General features: G+C 53.1%; 11 protein-coding genes and 7 tRNA genes. 2 read left to right on the forward strand and 16 right to left on the reverse strand.

Annotated features, from left to right (window positions below; translation table 11 throughout):
* Positions 1 to 93: 93 nt before the first annotated feature.
* From ybeY to miaB, 3 genes are all read right to left on the reverse strand, one after another.
* The gene (ybeY, locus tag NA986_RS12420; RefSeq protein WP_000084477.1) at positions 94 to 567 is read right to left on the reverse strand and encodes an rRNA maturation RNase YbeY; all 474 of its coding nucleotides are present in this window, start codon (positions 565 to 567) and stop codon (positions 94 to 96) included.
* Positions 564 to 1,610: a PhoH family protein gene (locus NA986_RS12425; protein ID WP_001018045.1), complete on the reverse strand. Its 1,047-nt coding sequence runs from the start codon at positions 1,608 to 1,610 to the stop codon at positions 564 to 566. Before NA986_RS12425 ends, ybeY begins: the two co-directional genes overlap by 4 nt.
* Positions 1,611 to 1,814: 204 nt before the next feature.
* Complete coding sequence (gene miaB / locus NA986_RS12430) at positions 1,815 to 3,239, reverse strand: tRNA (N6-isopentenyl adenosine(37)-C2)-methylthiotransferase MiaB (RefSeq protein WP_001519200.1); 1,425 nt, start codon at positions 3,237 to 3,239, stop codon at positions 1,815 to 1,817.
* Between the two features lie 143 nt (positions 3,240 to 3,382).
* Here miaB and ubiF point away from each other — a divergent pair, with 143 nt between their 5' ends.
* Positions 3,383 to 4,558 carry a 3-demethoxyubiquinol 3-hydroxylase gene (gene ubiF, locus NA986_RS12435; protein ID WP_000184625.1) on the forward strand — a complete coding sequence of 392 codons (1,176 nt, stop codon included), beginning with the start codon at positions 3,383 to 3,385 and terminating at the stop codon, positions 4,556 to 4,558.
* A gap of 66 nt (positions 4,559 to 4,624) precedes the next feature.
* Here ubiF and NA986_RS12440 read toward each other — a convergent pair whose 3' ends face one another.
* The 13 genes from NA986_RS12440 to nagB all read right to left on the reverse strand — a co-directional run bounded on the left by NA986_RS12440 (position 4,625) and on the right by nagB (position 12,260).
* A complete protein-coding gene (locus NA986_RS12440; RefSeq protein ID WP_023216386.1) occupies positions 4,625 to 5,200 on the reverse strand; it encodes a hypothetical protein in 576 nt (191 codons plus the stop codon).
* Between the two features lie 135 nt (positions 5,201 to 5,335).
* Positions 5,336 to 5,410 (reverse strand) — tRNA-Gln (locus NA986_RS12445).
* Between the two features lie 43 nt (positions 5,411 to 5,453).
* Positions 5,454 to 5,528, reverse strand: a tRNA-Gln gene (locus tag NA986_RS12450).
* A gap of 46 nt (positions 5,529 to 5,574) precedes the next feature.
* Positions 5,575 to 5,651 (reverse strand) — tRNA-Met (locus NA986_RS12455).
* A 15-nt stretch (positions 5,652 to 5,666) separates the two neighbouring features.
* A tRNA-Gln gene (locus NA986_RS12460) sits at positions 5,667 to 5,741 on the reverse strand.
* 35 nt (positions 5,742 to 5,776) lie between these two features.
* A tRNA-Gln gene (locus NA986_RS12465) sits at positions 5,777 to 5,851 on the reverse strand.
* A 23-nt stretch (positions 5,852 to 5,874) separates the two neighbouring features.
* Positions 5,875 to 5,959: transfer RNA gene (locus NA986_RS12470), tRNA-Leu, on the reverse strand.
* A 9-nt stretch (positions 5,960 to 5,968) separates the two neighbouring features.
* A tRNA-Met gene (locus NA986_RS12475) sits at positions 5,969 to 6,045 on the reverse strand.
* A 222-nt stretch (positions 6,046 to 6,267) separates the two neighbouring features.
* Positions 6,268 to 7,932: an asparagine synthase B gene (gene asnB / locus NA986_RS12480; RefSeq protein ID WP_023216387.1), complete on the reverse strand. Its 1,665-nt coding sequence runs from the start codon at positions 7,930 to 7,932 to the stop codon at positions 6,268 to 6,270.
* A gap of 289 nt (positions 7,933 to 8,221) precedes the next feature.
* Positions 8,222 to 8,974 (reverse strand): ribonucleotide monophosphatase NagD, encoded by a 753-nt coding sequence (gene nagD, locus NA986_RS12485; protein ID WP_000153143.1) that lies wholly within the window; start codon positions 8,972 to 8,974, stop codon positions 8,222 to 8,224.
* A 46-nt stretch (positions 8,975 to 9,020) separates the two neighbouring features.
* Positions 9,021 to 10,241, reverse strand: a complete 1,221-nt coding sequence (gene nagC, locus NA986_RS12490; protein ID WP_000187578.1) for a DNA-binding transcriptional regulator NagC — start codon at positions 10,239 to 10,241, stop codon at positions 9,021 to 9,023.
* A 4-nt stretch (positions 10,242 to 10,245) separates the two neighbouring features.
* Complete coding sequence (gene nagA, locus NA986_RS12495) at positions 10,246 to 11,400, reverse strand: N-acetylglucosamine-6-phosphate deacetylase (protein WP_000271186.1); 1,155 nt, start codon at positions 11,398 to 11,400, stop codon at positions 10,246 to 10,248.
* A gap of 59 nt (positions 11,401 to 11,459) precedes the next feature.
* Entirely contained in the window at positions 11,460 to 12,260 is an 801-nt protein-coding gene (gene nagB / locus NA986_RS12500; RefSeq protein ID WP_001237059.1) for a glucosamine-6-phosphate deaminase, read from the reverse strand.
* A gap of 326 nt (positions 12,261 to 12,586) precedes the next feature.
* Here nagB and nagE point away from each other — a divergent pair, with 326 nt between their 5' ends.
* On the forward strand, positions 12,587 to 14,539 hold the full coding sequence (gene nagE, locus NA986_RS12505; protein ID WP_001023068.1) for a PTS N-acetyl glucosamine transporter subunit IIABC: 1,953 nt from the start codon (positions 12,587 to 12,589) through the stop codon (positions 14,537 to 14,539).
* Positions 14,540 to 14,649: the final 110 nt, after the last annotated feature.

Below are 14,649 nucleotides of genomic sequence, written 5' to 3' on the forward strand. Positions count from 1 at the left end.
GCATGTTTTGCCTGATGGCGCTACGCTTATCAGGCCTACAAAAGGCATGAATGTAGGCCGGATAAGGCGCAAGCGTCGCCATCCGGCAAGCTACTATTCTGCAATCTTCTCGGCAATGTACGGATCCTCATAGCCCATAGCAAGCATAATCTCCGTTTCGAGAGACTCCATCTCTTCCGCTTCGTCATCGTCGATATGATCGTAACCCAGCAAATGCAGGCTACCGTGCACGACCATGTGCGCCCAGTGCGCCTCCAGCGGCTTGCTCTGTTCCTGCGCTTCCTGCTCCACGACCTGACGGCAAATAATCAGATCGCCCAGTAGCGGCATTTCAATGCCGGGGGGCGCTTCAAACGGGAAGGAGAGAACATTAGTGGGTTTATCTTTCCCGCGGTACGTCAAATTAAGGTCGTGGCTTTCGGCCTCATCCACCAGACGGATTGTGACTTCCGCCTCTTCCTGAAACTGCGGAATAACGCCGTCCAGCCAGCGTTGAAACTGAGCTTCATCCGGCAGGCCCGCGTGGTTTTCACAGGCCAACTGTAAATCGAGGATCACCTGGCTCATTTCTGTTCCTGCTCCTGGGCTTCACGCTTACGCTCCGCCGCCAACGCCGCTTTGCGTTTTTGTTCGGCCTCTTCCCAGGCTTCATAGGCGTTAACAATGCGGGCAACGACCGGATGGCGCACCACGTCTTCGCTGTGGAAGAAGTTAAAGCTGATTTCATCGACTTCCGCCAGCACTTCAATGGCATGACGCAAGCCGGATTTGGTGTTGCGTGGCAGGTCAATCTGCGTCACGTCGCCGGTGATCACCGCTTTCGAGTTAAAGCCGATACGCGTCAGGAACATCTTCATCTGTTCGATAGTGGTGTTCTGGCTTTCATCCAGAATGATAAAGGCGTCGTTTAATGTGCGTCCGCGCATATAGGCCAGCGGCGCGACTTCAATCACATTGCGCTCAATCAGCTTCTCGACTTTTTCAAAGCCGAGCATTTCGAACAGCGCGTCATACAGCGGACGCAGGTACGGGTCCACCTTCTGACTTAAATCGCCTGGCAGAAAGCCGAGTTTTTCGCCCGCTTCCACCGCCGGACGGGTCAGTAGAATACGGCGAATCTCCTGGCGCTCCAGGGCGTCTACCGCAGCGGCGACCGCAAGATAAGTTTTACCGGTACCCGCCGGGCCGACGCCAAAGGTAATATCGTGATCGAGAATATTGGCGATGTACTGCGCCTGGTTCGGGGTACGCGGTTTAATCACGCCGCGCTTGGTTTTGATATTAATAGCTTTGCCATAGTCAGGCACGCTTTCCGCGCTCTGTTCCAGCACCCGCGCTTCTTTGATCGCCAGATGAATTTGTTCCGGTTCGATATCCTGAGTCTGGCCGCGCATCGGTGCGGTATCGACATACAGACTTCGCAAAATATCTGTCGCCGCGGTCACGCAAATCGGACGACCGGTCAGTTTAAAGTGATTGTCACGGCGGTTGATTTCAATACCGAGACGACGTTCGAGCTGTTTAATATTGTCATCAAACGGCCCGCAAAGGCTCAACAGACGGGCGTTGTCTGCAGGCTCAAGGGTAATTTCGCGAGTGTCTATATTCAAACTGTTCCTCTTGTGTCTGTATCGCCGGACGCTGAACATTTACCGGCATCTAAGGAAATTATTCACGCCATAGGGAAAAGGCGCAAGCATTGCAATGAAGATGGGGATGAAGAGAGAAAATTGCAAGGCCCGTCGGGCGACAGGCCATGACCAGGAAGCCCGACAGGCGTAGCACCATCGGGCATTATTGCCTTTCCTGCAGGATTAAGGCTGGTAGAATCCTACGCCCAGCTCATTTTCTTTACGGGTACGGGCAATGACGGACTCCGGCGTTTCGGCGACGCGCAGCCCCATTTCATCTTCGGTACGCACCACTTTTCCGCGCAGGGAGTTCGGATAGACGTCAGTAATTTCCACATCGACAAACTTACCAATCATCTCCGGCGTGCCTTCAAAGTTCACCACCCGATTGTTTTCGGTACGGCCAGACAGTTCCATAATGTTTTTACGCGACGTGCCTTCCACCAGAATGCGCTGTGTCGTGCCGAGCATACGGCGGCTCCATGCCATCGCCTGCTGATTGATACGCTCTTGCAGAATATACAGACGCTGCTTTTTCTCTTCTTCCGGTACGTCATCAACCATATCGGCAGCCGGCGTTCCCGGACGCGCAGAGAAGATAAAGCTGTAGCTCATATCAAAGTTGACGTCAGCGATAAGCTTCATGGTTTTTTCGAAATCATCGGTAGTTTCGCCAGGGAAACCGACGATAAAGTCAGAGCTTATCTGAATGTCCGGCCGCGCCGCGCGCAGTTTACGGATGATTGCTTTATATTCCAGCGCAGTGTGGGTGCGCCCCATCAGATTCAACACGCGATCGGAACCGCTCTGTACCGGCAGATGCAGGAAACTGACCAGTTCCGGCGTATCGCGGTACACCTCGATAATATCGTCGGTGAACTCAATCGGATGGCTGGTGGTAAAGCGAATACGGTCAATGCCGTCGATGGCGGCAACCAGACGCAGCAGATCGGCAAAGGTGCCGGTGGTGCCGTCGTAGTTTTCTCCGCGCCAGGCGTTAACGTTCTGGCCCAGCAGGTTGACCTCACGCACGCCCTGCGCCGCTAGCTGGGCGATTTCGAACAGGATATCGTCTGAGGGACGGCTGACTTCTTCACCGCGGGTATACGGTACCACGCAGTAAGTACAATATTTATTGCAGCCTTCCATGATAGAAACGAAAGCGGTCGGGCCTTCTGCGCGCGGTTCCGGCAAACGGTCGAACTTTTCGATTTCCGGGAAGCTGATATCGACCACCGGGCTGCGGTCGCCACGCACGGAATTAATCATCTCCGGCAGGCGGTGTAAGGTTTGCGGGCCAAAAATAATGTCGACGTAATGGGCGCGTTGACGAATGTGCTCGCCTTCCTGGGAAGCCACGCAGCCGCCGACGCCGATAATCAGATCGGGATTTTTCTCTTTTAACAGTCTCCAGCGACCTAATTGATGGAAGACTTTTTCCTGAGCCTTCTCGCGGATTGAGCAGGTATTCAACAGCAGCACATCCGCCTCTTCCGCCACGTCGGTCAGTTGATAGCCGTGGGTGGCGTCCAGCAGATCGGCCATCTTCGATGAATCGTACTCGTTCATCTGACAGCCCCAGGTTTTAATATGGAGTTTTTTAGTCATCGACTTGCTCTTGCGAAATAGTGGCTGAAAAGCAGGGCGCATAGTGTAATGCTTTGGCGCGGTTGTGACCAGTATGACTGACGTCAGCCCTAATGGGTAAAAAATCCTGTAAACTTGTCTAAAACGTAACAGGATGAATGACCATGACAAATCAACCAACGGAAATTGCCATTGTCGGCGGGGGAATGGTCGGCGGCGCGCTGGCGCTGGGTCTGGCGCAGCAAGGGTTTACGGTGATGGTAATAGAACATGCCGCGCCTGCGCCGTTTGTGGCTGACAGCCAGCCTGACGTGCGGATTTCGGCCATTAGCGCGGCATCCGTGGCGCTGCTCAAGGGACTGGGCGTTTGGGAGGCGGTGCAGGGGATGCGTAGCCATCCTTATCGGCGACTGGAGACCTGGGAGTGGGAAAACGCCCATGTGGTGTTCGACGCCGCTGAACTCAAGCTGCCGCTGTTAGGCTATATGGTAGAGAACAACGTCCTGCAACAGGCGCTGTGGCAGGCGCTGGAAGCGCACCCCGGCGTGACGCTGCGCGTTCCGGCTTCACTGGCGGCATTGCACCGCCGCCACGATGGTTATGCGCTGGAACTGGCCGACGGCGAATGGGTAACGCCGAAGTTAGTGATTGGCGCCGACGGCGCGAATTCGCAGGTTCGGCAAATGGCGGGAATTGGCATTCATGCCTGGCAATATGCGCAGTCGTGTATGCTTATCACCGTCAAGTGTGAAAATGCGCCAGGCGACAGCACCTGGCAGCAGTTTACGCCAACGGGGCCGCGCGCCTTTTTGCCGCTGTTCGACGATTGGGCGTCGCTGGTGTGGTATGACGCTCCGGCACGTATTCGCCAGCTACAGAGTTTATCGATGACGCAATTGCAGGTGGAAATTAACCAGCACTTTCCGGCGCGTCTGGGGGCGGTGATGCCTGTCGCGGCGGGCGCGTTTCCGCTAACCCGTCGTCACGCGTTGCAGTATGCGCAACCGGGGCTGGCGCTGGTAGGCGACGCGGCGCATACCATTCATCCGCTGGCCGGGCAGGGCGTCAACCTGGGGTATCGGGATGTTGATGCGTTGATTGATGTGCTGGCGAGTGCCCGTAGCTATGGCGAGTCCTGGGCCAGCCATTCGGTGTTGAAACGCTATCAGACGCGGCGCATGGCAGATAATTTTATGATGCAAAGTGGAATGGATCTGTTTTATGCCGGGTTCAGCAATGAACTGCCGCCGCTGCGTATTTTACGCAATATGGGGCTGATGGCGGCGCAGCGCGCAGGCGTGCTAAAACGTCAGGCGCTGAAATATGCGTTGGGGTTGTAACCCGTTGAATGCCTTACCCGGTTTGTAAAAACGCTCAATTGCAGGTCGGGTAAGCGTATTGACATCTTACTTTACTGCAAATAATGCACATAAACCTAATTTCCCTTTGAAATCAATTTCATACCAAGGTGATGCCATTTCAATTGTGCATACGTTGTATTGGCAACGTACTACTTTATGTAGCATCAGTAATGTGGAACTCATTGATTTTACAAGAATCGCCAGGGTGATTAATGCGGCGATAATCCGATACCACGTCAGTGTTGCATGTTGGACATCAAACCACAGAATATAAAAAATGATGATGTGAAGAATGACTTTGCTGGACAGGGCGCGAATATAGAATCCGTGCAGCGCCGTTTTCGAGGAAAACGCGACATTAATCAGCGCGCTTTGTTTTTCTTGCACAGGGATCCCTGGCAGATACACTATCCATTCCGCACTATTCTGGCGCAACATGACGGCCTTTTTCTGGTGCAGTATATGTAGCCTCATTGACACTGCCACGGGGTAAACCAGACCCAAAATAATCAACCAGGCGGCGCTGGCCGTGATATCAATGAAGGTGAAAGCGCAGAGCAAGACGACCATAAAAAATGTTAATGGCCGCAAAAAGAGATACCAACAAAACTGGTAATTCATTGTGAGGTTACCGAACGATCCCTGTAAGGCTTTATCATAGCGTTTTACTGATAGCAGGGCATTGAGGGGGAAACCTCTTTCGGAATTTATAAACGCATAAAAGCAAAAAGCTCGCCGAAGCGAGCTTTTTAAAGGTGGCTGGGGTACGAGGATTCGAACCTCGGAATGCCGGAATCAGAATCCGGTGCCTTACCGCTTGGCGATACCCCAATTGTCGTACTTCTTGCGCTCGTTAGCAGAGCGTCTTTAAAACTGGCTGGGGTACGAGGATTCGAACCTCGGAATGCCGGAATCAGAATCCGGTGCCTTACCGCTTGGCGATACCCCAACAAATTATTTTCGAACCGGTCGAATACCTCGACGCGTTCTGAATATGGTGGCTACGACGGGATTCGAACCTGTGACCCCATCATTATGAGTGATGTGCTCTAACCAACTGAGCTACGTAGCCAGATGATTTCTTCGATGGCTGGGGTACCTGGATTCGAACCAGGGAATGCCGGTATCAAAAACCGGTGCCTTACCGCTTGGCGATACCCCAATACCGTCGCGGTGAACCGCAAACTCGAAGAAATATGGCTGGGGTACCTGGATTCGAACCAGGGAATGCCGGTATCAAAAACCGGTGCCTTACCGCTTGGCGATACCCCATCCGTACAACGCTTATCGGTGAATGGTGCGGGAGGCGAGACTTGAACTCGCACACCTTGCGGCGCCAGAACCTAAATCTGGTGCGTCTACCAATTTCGCCACTCCCGCAAAAAAAGATGGTGGCTACGACGGGATTCGAACCTGTGACCCCATCATTATGAGTGATGTGCTCTAACCAACTGAGCTACGTAGCCATCTTTTTTTCGCGTTACCTTATCGGCGTTGCGGGGCGCATTATGCGTATTGAGCCTTGAAGCGTCAACCTCTTTTTCATCGAAAAACGTCGGAAAGTGTCTGTTTGGTTAGGTTGCGAACAGCGTGGCGCAATATTCGGCAATTATTGGTTATTAATCGTTTTTCCGAAAGTGGCTTGCTATAAAAAAAGAGCCCCTAAGGGCTCTTTCGTCATCGTTAATTTACTGGTACGCCGACTGATGCACGCCGACCGCGCGGCCTGACGGGTCATCCATCGTTTTGAATGCTTCATCCCACTCAATGGCTTTGGCGGAAGAACAGGCCACGGACGGGCCGCCGGGTACGCATTCCGCCGCGCTCGGCACCGGGAACAGCTCTTCAAAAATTTCGCGGTACAAGTACGCCTCTTTAGACGACGGCGTGTTGTATGGAAAGCGGAAGCGGGCGGTTTCCAGTTGTTGATCGGAAATCTGTTTCGCCGCCACTTCTTTCAGCGTATCGATCCAGCTGTAGCCTACGCCGTCAGAGAACTGCTCTTTCTGACGCCACGCGACGCTTGCTGGCAGATAAGACTCGAAGCACTCGCGCAGCACGTGTTTTTCCATCTTGCCGTTACCGCACATTTTATCCTGTGGGTTGATACGCATCGCCACGTCGAGGAATTTTTTATCCAGGAACGGTACGCGCGCTTCCACGCCCCAGGCGGACATCGCTTTGTTGGCGCGGGCGCAGTCATACATATGCAGCGCCTGTAGCTTACGGACCGTCTCTTCATGTAACTCTTTGGCGTTCGGCGCTTTATGGAAGTACAGGTAGCCGCCAAACACCTCATCGGAACCTTCGCCGGAGAGCACCATTTTGATGCCCATCGCTTTGATCTTACGCGACATCAGATACATCGGCGTTGAGGCGCGGATAGTGGTCACGTCATAGGTTTCGATGTGGTAGATAACATCACGAATGGCATCAAGGCCTTCCTGCACGGTGAAGTGAATTTCATGGTGCACGGTGCCGAGGTGGTTAGCCACTTCCTGGGCCGCCTTCAGGTCAGGCGAACCTTCCAGACCGACCGCAAAAGAGTGCAACTGTGGCCACCAGGCTTCGGAGCGCTCCTGATCTTCGACGCGACGGGCGGCGAATTTTTTGGTGATAGCCGAGATAATCGACGAGTCCAGACCGCCGGAGAGCAGCACGCCGTAAGGGACGTCGGACATCAGGTGGCTTTTCACGGATTCTTCCAGCGCCTGACGCAGCGCGTTTTTGTCGGTGACGTTGTCTTTTACCGCATCGAACTCAAACCAGTCGCGCTGATAGTACTGACGAATTTCGCCGTCTTTGCTCCACAGGTAGCTGCCCGCCGGAAACTCTTTAATGGTGCGGCAGACCGGGGTCAGCGCTTTCATTTCTGACGCTACGTAGAAGTTGCCGAATTCGTCATAGCCCATATAGAGCGGAATAATACCGATATGGTCACGACCAATCAGATAAGCGTCTTTTTCGCTGTCATACAGGGCGAAGGCGAACATCCCCTGTAAATCGTCAAGGAAATCCGGCCCTTTTTCCTGATATAGCGCGAGAATAACTTCGCAGTCGGAGCCTGTCTGGAACGCGTAACGATCGCCATACTCCGCGCGTAACGTTTGATGGTTATAAATTTCACCGTTCACCGCCAGCACGTGGGTTTTTCTGGTGTTATACAGGGGCTGGGCGCCGGCGTTAACATCAACAATCGACAAACGTTCATGTGCGAGAATCGCGTTATCGCAAGCGTAGATGCCGGACCAGTCCGGGCCGCGATGGCGCATCAGGCGTGACAGTTCAAGGGCTTTTTTACGCAGTTCCGCTGCATCTGTTTTGATATCGAATACGCCGAAAATAGAACACATAGCCTTCTCCGTTAATCTGTTGCGTCGTACTTTTTGTGTTTGCTTGACTAAAAAATGCCGCAAAGGCGTGGAAGGCGCAAGGGGATTACGGTCTGAAAAATGAAAAATGCAATCGTCATTGTTGATTAGTGAAAAATGATTACATATTGCGCGGATTTATTGATGGATCTTCAGTTTTATCGTGGATTAATTGAATTATGTTTTTCCTGATGGCGTTTCGCTTATCAGACCTACAATGTTGTTCGAACCGTAGGCCTGAAAGCTATGCGTCATCAGGCAGAGGACAGGTTTAGATAACGTCGATCTCAGCGACGGAAGGGTAAATCCAGCTTGGGCGGAACGGCATACTGTCAATATCATTGATTGTTGATACGCCTGAAAGCACCAGAATGGTCTCCAGACCGGCCTGGAATCCCGCCAGAATGTCGGTGCGCAGGTTGTCGCCGACGATAACGGTCTCTTCCGAGTGCGCCTGCATTTTGTTTAACGCCGCGCGGATGATCCACGGGCTGGGTTTGCCGACATAAAACGGCTTCCGGCCGGAAATTTTTTCAATGCCTGCGCACAGCGCGCCGCAGGCCGGATAAAAGCCGCGACCGTGGGTATCCGGGTTGGTGGCGATAAAGCGCGCGCCATTGGCGACGAAAAATGCCGCTTTATGCATCATGTCCCAGTTGTAGGAGCGGGTCTCTCCAACGATGACAAAATCAGGGTTCACATCGGTAATGGTAAAACCCGCTTTATAGAGCTCGTGAATAAGCGCGCCTTCGCCCACGACATACGCTTTCTTACCTTCCTGACGGCGCAGAAAATCGGCTGTCGCCATTGCTGACGTATAAAACACGCTGTCCGGCACGTTAACGCCAGCGGTAGCAAAACGGTTCGCCAGATCCTGGCCGGTTTGCGACGGGTAATTGGTCAGCAGCACCAGCGGCAGACCTTTTTCCAGAATCCCCGTCAGAAATTCCGCCGCACCGGGTACGGCTACGTTGTCGTGCATCAGCACGCCGTCGATATCGCAGATTACATTCTTGATGGTCATGAACTACCCAGGGAATTTGTGAATAATCCGATACTATAAGAGCGCATCAACTTTCCAGCAAACGTTGCAGCAATGTTCCGTTGAGCATGGCGCGTTTAACTAAGGCAAATGCGCCGATAGCAGAACGGTGATCCAGCGTGGAGCGTACCACCGGCAAATTTTTGCGAAAGGCCTTTAACGCCTGCGTATTGATACAGCTTTCGATAGCGGGCAACAGGACTTTATCGGCTTCAATGATCTCGCCGGCAATGACGATTTTTTGCGGATTAAACAGGTTGATAGCAATGGCGATCGTTTTGCCCAAATGGCGACCAACATGCTCAATGACTTCCGAGGCCAGGCTGTCGCCCCGGTTTGCCGCCTTACAGATGGTTTTAATCGTGCAGTCGTCAAGCGGAACACGGCTTTGATACCCTTGTTTAAGCAAATTCAGCACCCGTTGTTCAATCGCCGCATTGGCGGCAATGGTTTCCAGACAGCCGAAATTACCGCAGTGGCAGCGCTCGCCCAACGGCTCCACCTGAATATGCCCAATTTCGCCGACGTTGCCGTTACGGCCAATGAAGATGCGTCCGTTGGAGATAATCCCGGCGCCTGTACCACGATGAACGCGCACCAGAATCGAGTCCTCGCAATCCTGACTGGCGCCGAAGTAGTGTTCCGCCAGCGCCAGGCTACGGATATCGTGTCCCACGAAACAGGTAACGTGAAACCGTTTTTCCAGCGCTTCGACCAGTCCCCAGTTTTCAACCTGAATGTGCGGCATGTAACGAATCACGCCGCTTTCCGGATCGACAAGCCCTGGCAGGATCACCGAGATAGCGATCAATTCACGAATTTTACGCTGACAGCTATCAATAAAGACGGCGATGGTGTTGAGCAGCGCATGTTCCAGCGTCTCCTGGGTGCGCTCCGGTAGCGGATAATGCTCCTCAGCGACCACTTTACTGCTCAGATCGTAGAGCGTTAAAGTGGTGTCATGACGCCCCAGGCGAACGCCAATGGCATGGAAGTTACGGGTTTCCGTGACGATAGAGATAGCGCGGCGGCCTCCGGTAGAGGCCTGCTGATCGACTTCTTTGATCAGCCCGCGTTCAATGAGTTGACGCGTAATTTTCGTTACGCTGGCGGGAGCAAGCTGGCTTTGCTCGGCAATTTGTATGCGCGAGATAGGACCATGCTGGTCAATCAGGCGGTAAACGGCCGCGCTGTTAAGCTGTTTTACGAGATCAACGTTACCTATCTGAGCTTGTCCGCCTGGTGTCATATTCTCACTTACTCAAGTCAACGACCTCGTCACCATTAACGATGGTCTTGATAATTTTAAAATCGTGGGTGAACGCGGTCAGGTTGGCGACTTTACCCGGCGCAATGCTACCGAGATGCTTATCAACGCCGATAGCGCGTGCCGGATAGAGCGTTGCCATGCGCAGCACTTCATCCAGCGCGATGCCGCAATGCGCGACCAGGTTGCGTACGCCTTCAATCATGGTTAAGGACGAACCGCTCAACGTACCGTTTTCATCCACACACAGTCCATTGCGGTAGTATATTGTTTTACCTGCGAAAATGAACTGCTCAATATTGGCCCCCGCCGGTGCGGTGGCGTCTGTCACCAGACAAAGTTTGTCGCCTTTCAGGCGTTTGGCATTGCGAATGTTGGCGTAGTCGACATGCAGACCATCGGCGATAACGCCGCAATAAATATCCGCTTCGTCCAGAACGGCGCCAGCAAGGCCCGGCTCACGCCCTGTAATGTACGGCATCGCGTTAAACAGGTGAGTCGCAAAGGTAATCCCGGCGCGGAAGCCCGCTTTTGCCTCTTTTAACGTCGCGTTGGAGTGGCCTGCGGAAACCACAATGCCCGCATTCGCCAGTTTAGCGATTACGTCAGCAGGCACCATTTCCGGCGCGAGTGTAACTTTGGTGATGACGTCGGCATTATCGCACAAGAAATCAACCAGCGCAGCGTCTGGTTTACGTACGAAATCAGGATTATGGGTGCCTTTTTTTACCAAATTAAGCCAGGGGCCTTCCAGGTGGAGACCCAGCGCCTGGTGCGGATGTTTTTCCAGGTATTCGCGCATGACGCGAATGCCCTGTTTCATCAATTCGTCGCTGGTAGTGATAAGCGTTGGCAGAAAGTTAGTACAGCCCGATTTTTCATTGGCTTTCTGCATAATTTCCAGCGTTTCAACGCTGACGGCTTCTGCGGTATCGTTAAACTGCACGCCGCCGCAGCCGTTTAGCTGCACATCAATAAAACCGGGGGAGAGAATGGCCCCATTCAATGAGCGTTGTTCTATTCCCGGCGGCAGTTCAGCCATCGGACAAACGCGGTCAATCAGGCCATTAGCGACAACAAGCGCATGGTCATCAAGAATTTCGTGACCGGTAAAGATCCGGCCCTGGGTTAAAGCATACATTCCGACCCCCGATATCAAAAATTTACCGCCCCGCATTGACTGGCGGGGCGGAGACAACATTACAGACCTTTAATATTTTCTGCTTCTAATTCATTGAAATATTTCAATGTTTTAACTTTAAGTTCCATTGTGGACGGCTCATCGCATACCACAACCGCTTTCGGATGGAGTTGCAGGCAGCTAATGGTCCACATGTGGTTGACGTTGCCTTCAACCGCCGCCTGCAGCGCCTGGGCTTTCTGATGGCCCAGCACCAGAATCATCACTTCTTCCGCATCCAGCAGGGTGCCTACGCCTACCGTCAGCGCGTATTTCGGCACCTGGTTTACGTCGCCGTCAAAGAAGCGGGAGTTCGCTACGCGAGTATCATGGGTTAACGTTTTGATACGGGTACGGGAAGCCAGGGAAGAAGCCGGTTCGTTAAAGGCGATGTGACCGTCATTGCCGACGCCGCCCATAAACAGATGGATTTTACCGTAAGAACGAATTTTTTCTTCATATTGACGGCATTCTGCATCGATATCCGGTGCGTTACCGTTGAGAAGATTGATGTTTTCTGCTGGAATATCAACGTGATCGAAAAAGTTACGATGCATAAAGCTGTGGTAGCTTTCCGGGTGCTCTTTCGGCAGGCCAACATATTCGTCCATATTAAAGGTGACCACATGCTTAAAGCTGACCTCGCCCGCTTTGTGCATCTCAACCAGCGCTTTGTACGCCGTTAGCGGCGTGCCGCCGGTAGGCAGTCCAAGGACAAACGGACGATCGGCGGTCGGTTTGAACGCATTAATACGGTTAACGATATGGCGAGCGGCCCATTTGCCAACCTGTTCTGCGGTACTCAGGGGGATCAGTCTCATTCTTCACCTCAATAATCAATGTCAAAATTTGGCGGATCGTATTAAGCGTAACCTGGATATCCAGGGTTCGTGTTCAATCCGTCCTGATTTTTTGAATCATAAAATAAGTTTTCCGTGTTAGCCAGTGGATGGTGGGGGTGATTACGATATTTAGTGATTATAATCACAAAAAACACCCGTTTAATTTGCGAGGCGAATTAATTTTCCACACACTCTGCAGAAGATGATCTCACCGTTCGATTACAGAACATCACGTTTTTAACGTTTGCAGCACAATAAAAAACGGCTTCAAAGAAGCCATATCGGCGTCTCGTAGGGGGAATAAGATGAATATTTTAGGTTTTTTCCAGCGGCTGGGTAGGGCGTTGCAGCTCCCTATCGCCGTGTTGCCGGTGGCAGCGTTGTTGCTGCGATTCGGCCAACCAGATTTGCTGAATATGCCGTTTATCGCGCAAGCGGGCGGGTCTATTTTCGATAACCTGGCGCTGGTTTTCGCTATCGGCGTGGCCTCCAGTTGGTCTAAAGATAGCGCGGGCGCGGCAGCGCTGGCGGGAGCCGTGGGTTACTTCGTCATGACCAAAGCGATGGTGACGATTAACCCGGAAATCAACATGGGCGTGCTGGCGGGGATTATTACCGGTCTGGTCGGCGGCGCGGTTTATAATCGCTGGTCTGGTATCAAACTGCCTGATTTTCTCAGTTTCTTCGGTGGAAAACGTTTTGTGCCGATCGCAACGGGCTTTTTCTGTCTGGTGCTGGCCGCTATTTTCGGTTACGTCTGGCCGCCGGTACAGCATGGAATCCATGCGGGCGGTGAATGGATCGTTTCCGCAGGCGCGCTGGGTTCCGGTATCTTTGGCTTCATCAACCGTCTGCTGATCCCCACCGGTCTGCATCAGGTACTGAACACCATCGCCTGGTTCCAGATTGGCGAATTCACCAATGCCGCAGGCACTGTATTCCACGGCGACATCAACCGCTTCTATGCTGGCGACGGCACGGCGGGGATGTTTATGTCCGGCTTCTTCCCGATCATGATGTTTGGTCTGCCGGGCGCCGCTCTGGCGATGTATTTCGCCGCGCCGAAAGAACGTCGTCCGATGGTGGGCGGTATGCTGCTGTCTGTCGCGATCACCGCGTTTCTGACCGGCGTAACCGAGCCGCTGGAATTCCTGTTTATGTTCCTGGCGCCGCTGCTGTACCTCCTGCACGCCATTTTGACTGGTATCAGCCTGTTCGTCGCGACGTTGCTGGGTATCCATGCGGGCTTCTCTTTCTCGGCAGGCGCGATCGACTATGTTCTGATGTATAACCTGCCAGCGGCCAGCAATAACGTCTGGATGTTGCTGGTGATGGGCGTTGTATTCTTTATCATCTACTTCCTGCTGTTCAGCGCGGTTATTCGTATGTTTAACCTGAAAACGCCGGGCCGCGAAGATAAAGTTGATGAGATGGTAACGGAAGAAGCCAACAGCAACACCGAAGAAGGGTTAACGCAACTGGCGACCAGCTATATTGCTGCGGTTGGCGGTACGGACAACCTGAAAGCGATCGATGCGTGTATTACCCGTCTGCGCCTGACCGTGAATGACTCTGCTCGCGTTAACGATGCGGCCTGTAAACGCCTCGGCGCTTCCGGCGTGGTGAAACTGAACAAACAGACCATTCAGGTTATTGTCGGCGCGAAAGCGGAATCGATTGGCGATGAAATGAAGAAAGTGGTGGCGCGGGGGCCGGTCGCGGCAGCGTCTGCTGATGCGGCTCACGTTGCAACACCTGCTCCGGCGGCCAAACCCCAGGCGGTGCCGAATGCGGTGACTATCGCTGAACTGGTCTCTCCGATTACCGGTGAGGTAGTGGCGCTGGATCAGGTACCGGATGAAGCTTTCGCCAGCAAAGCGGTCGGCGACGGCGTGGCGGTGAAACCCACCGATAAAACCGTGGTTTCTCCGGCGGCGGGTACTATCGTGAAAATCTTCAACACTAACCACGCGTTCTGTCTGGAAACCGAAAAAGGCGCGGAGATCGTTGTCCATATGGGTATCGATACCGTCGCGCTGAACGGTCAGGGCTTCAAGCGTCTGGTAGAAGAGGGTGCGGAAGTCACGGCGGGTCAGCCGGTTCTGGAACTGGATCTGGATTTCCTGAATGCCAATGCGCGCTCCATGATAAGCCCGGTTGTTTGCAGCAACAGCGATGACTTCAGCGCTCTGGTCATCAAAGCGGATGGTCACGTGGTAGCGGGTAAAACGCCGCTGTACGAGATCAAGAGCAAATAATCGCTTCCTGGCCGGATAAGGCGTAAGACGCCATCCGGCGATATCACAGAAAACATAAGCGGCAGAGGGAAACCTTCGCCGCTTTTTTTTACCGCAATTAGCCCCAATAT

It is taken from the genome of Salmonella sp. NW177 (genome assembly GCF_051811585.1).
GTDB lineage: Bacteria > Pseudomonadota > Gammaproteobacteria > Enterobacterales > Enterobacteriaceae > Salmonella > Salmonella enterica.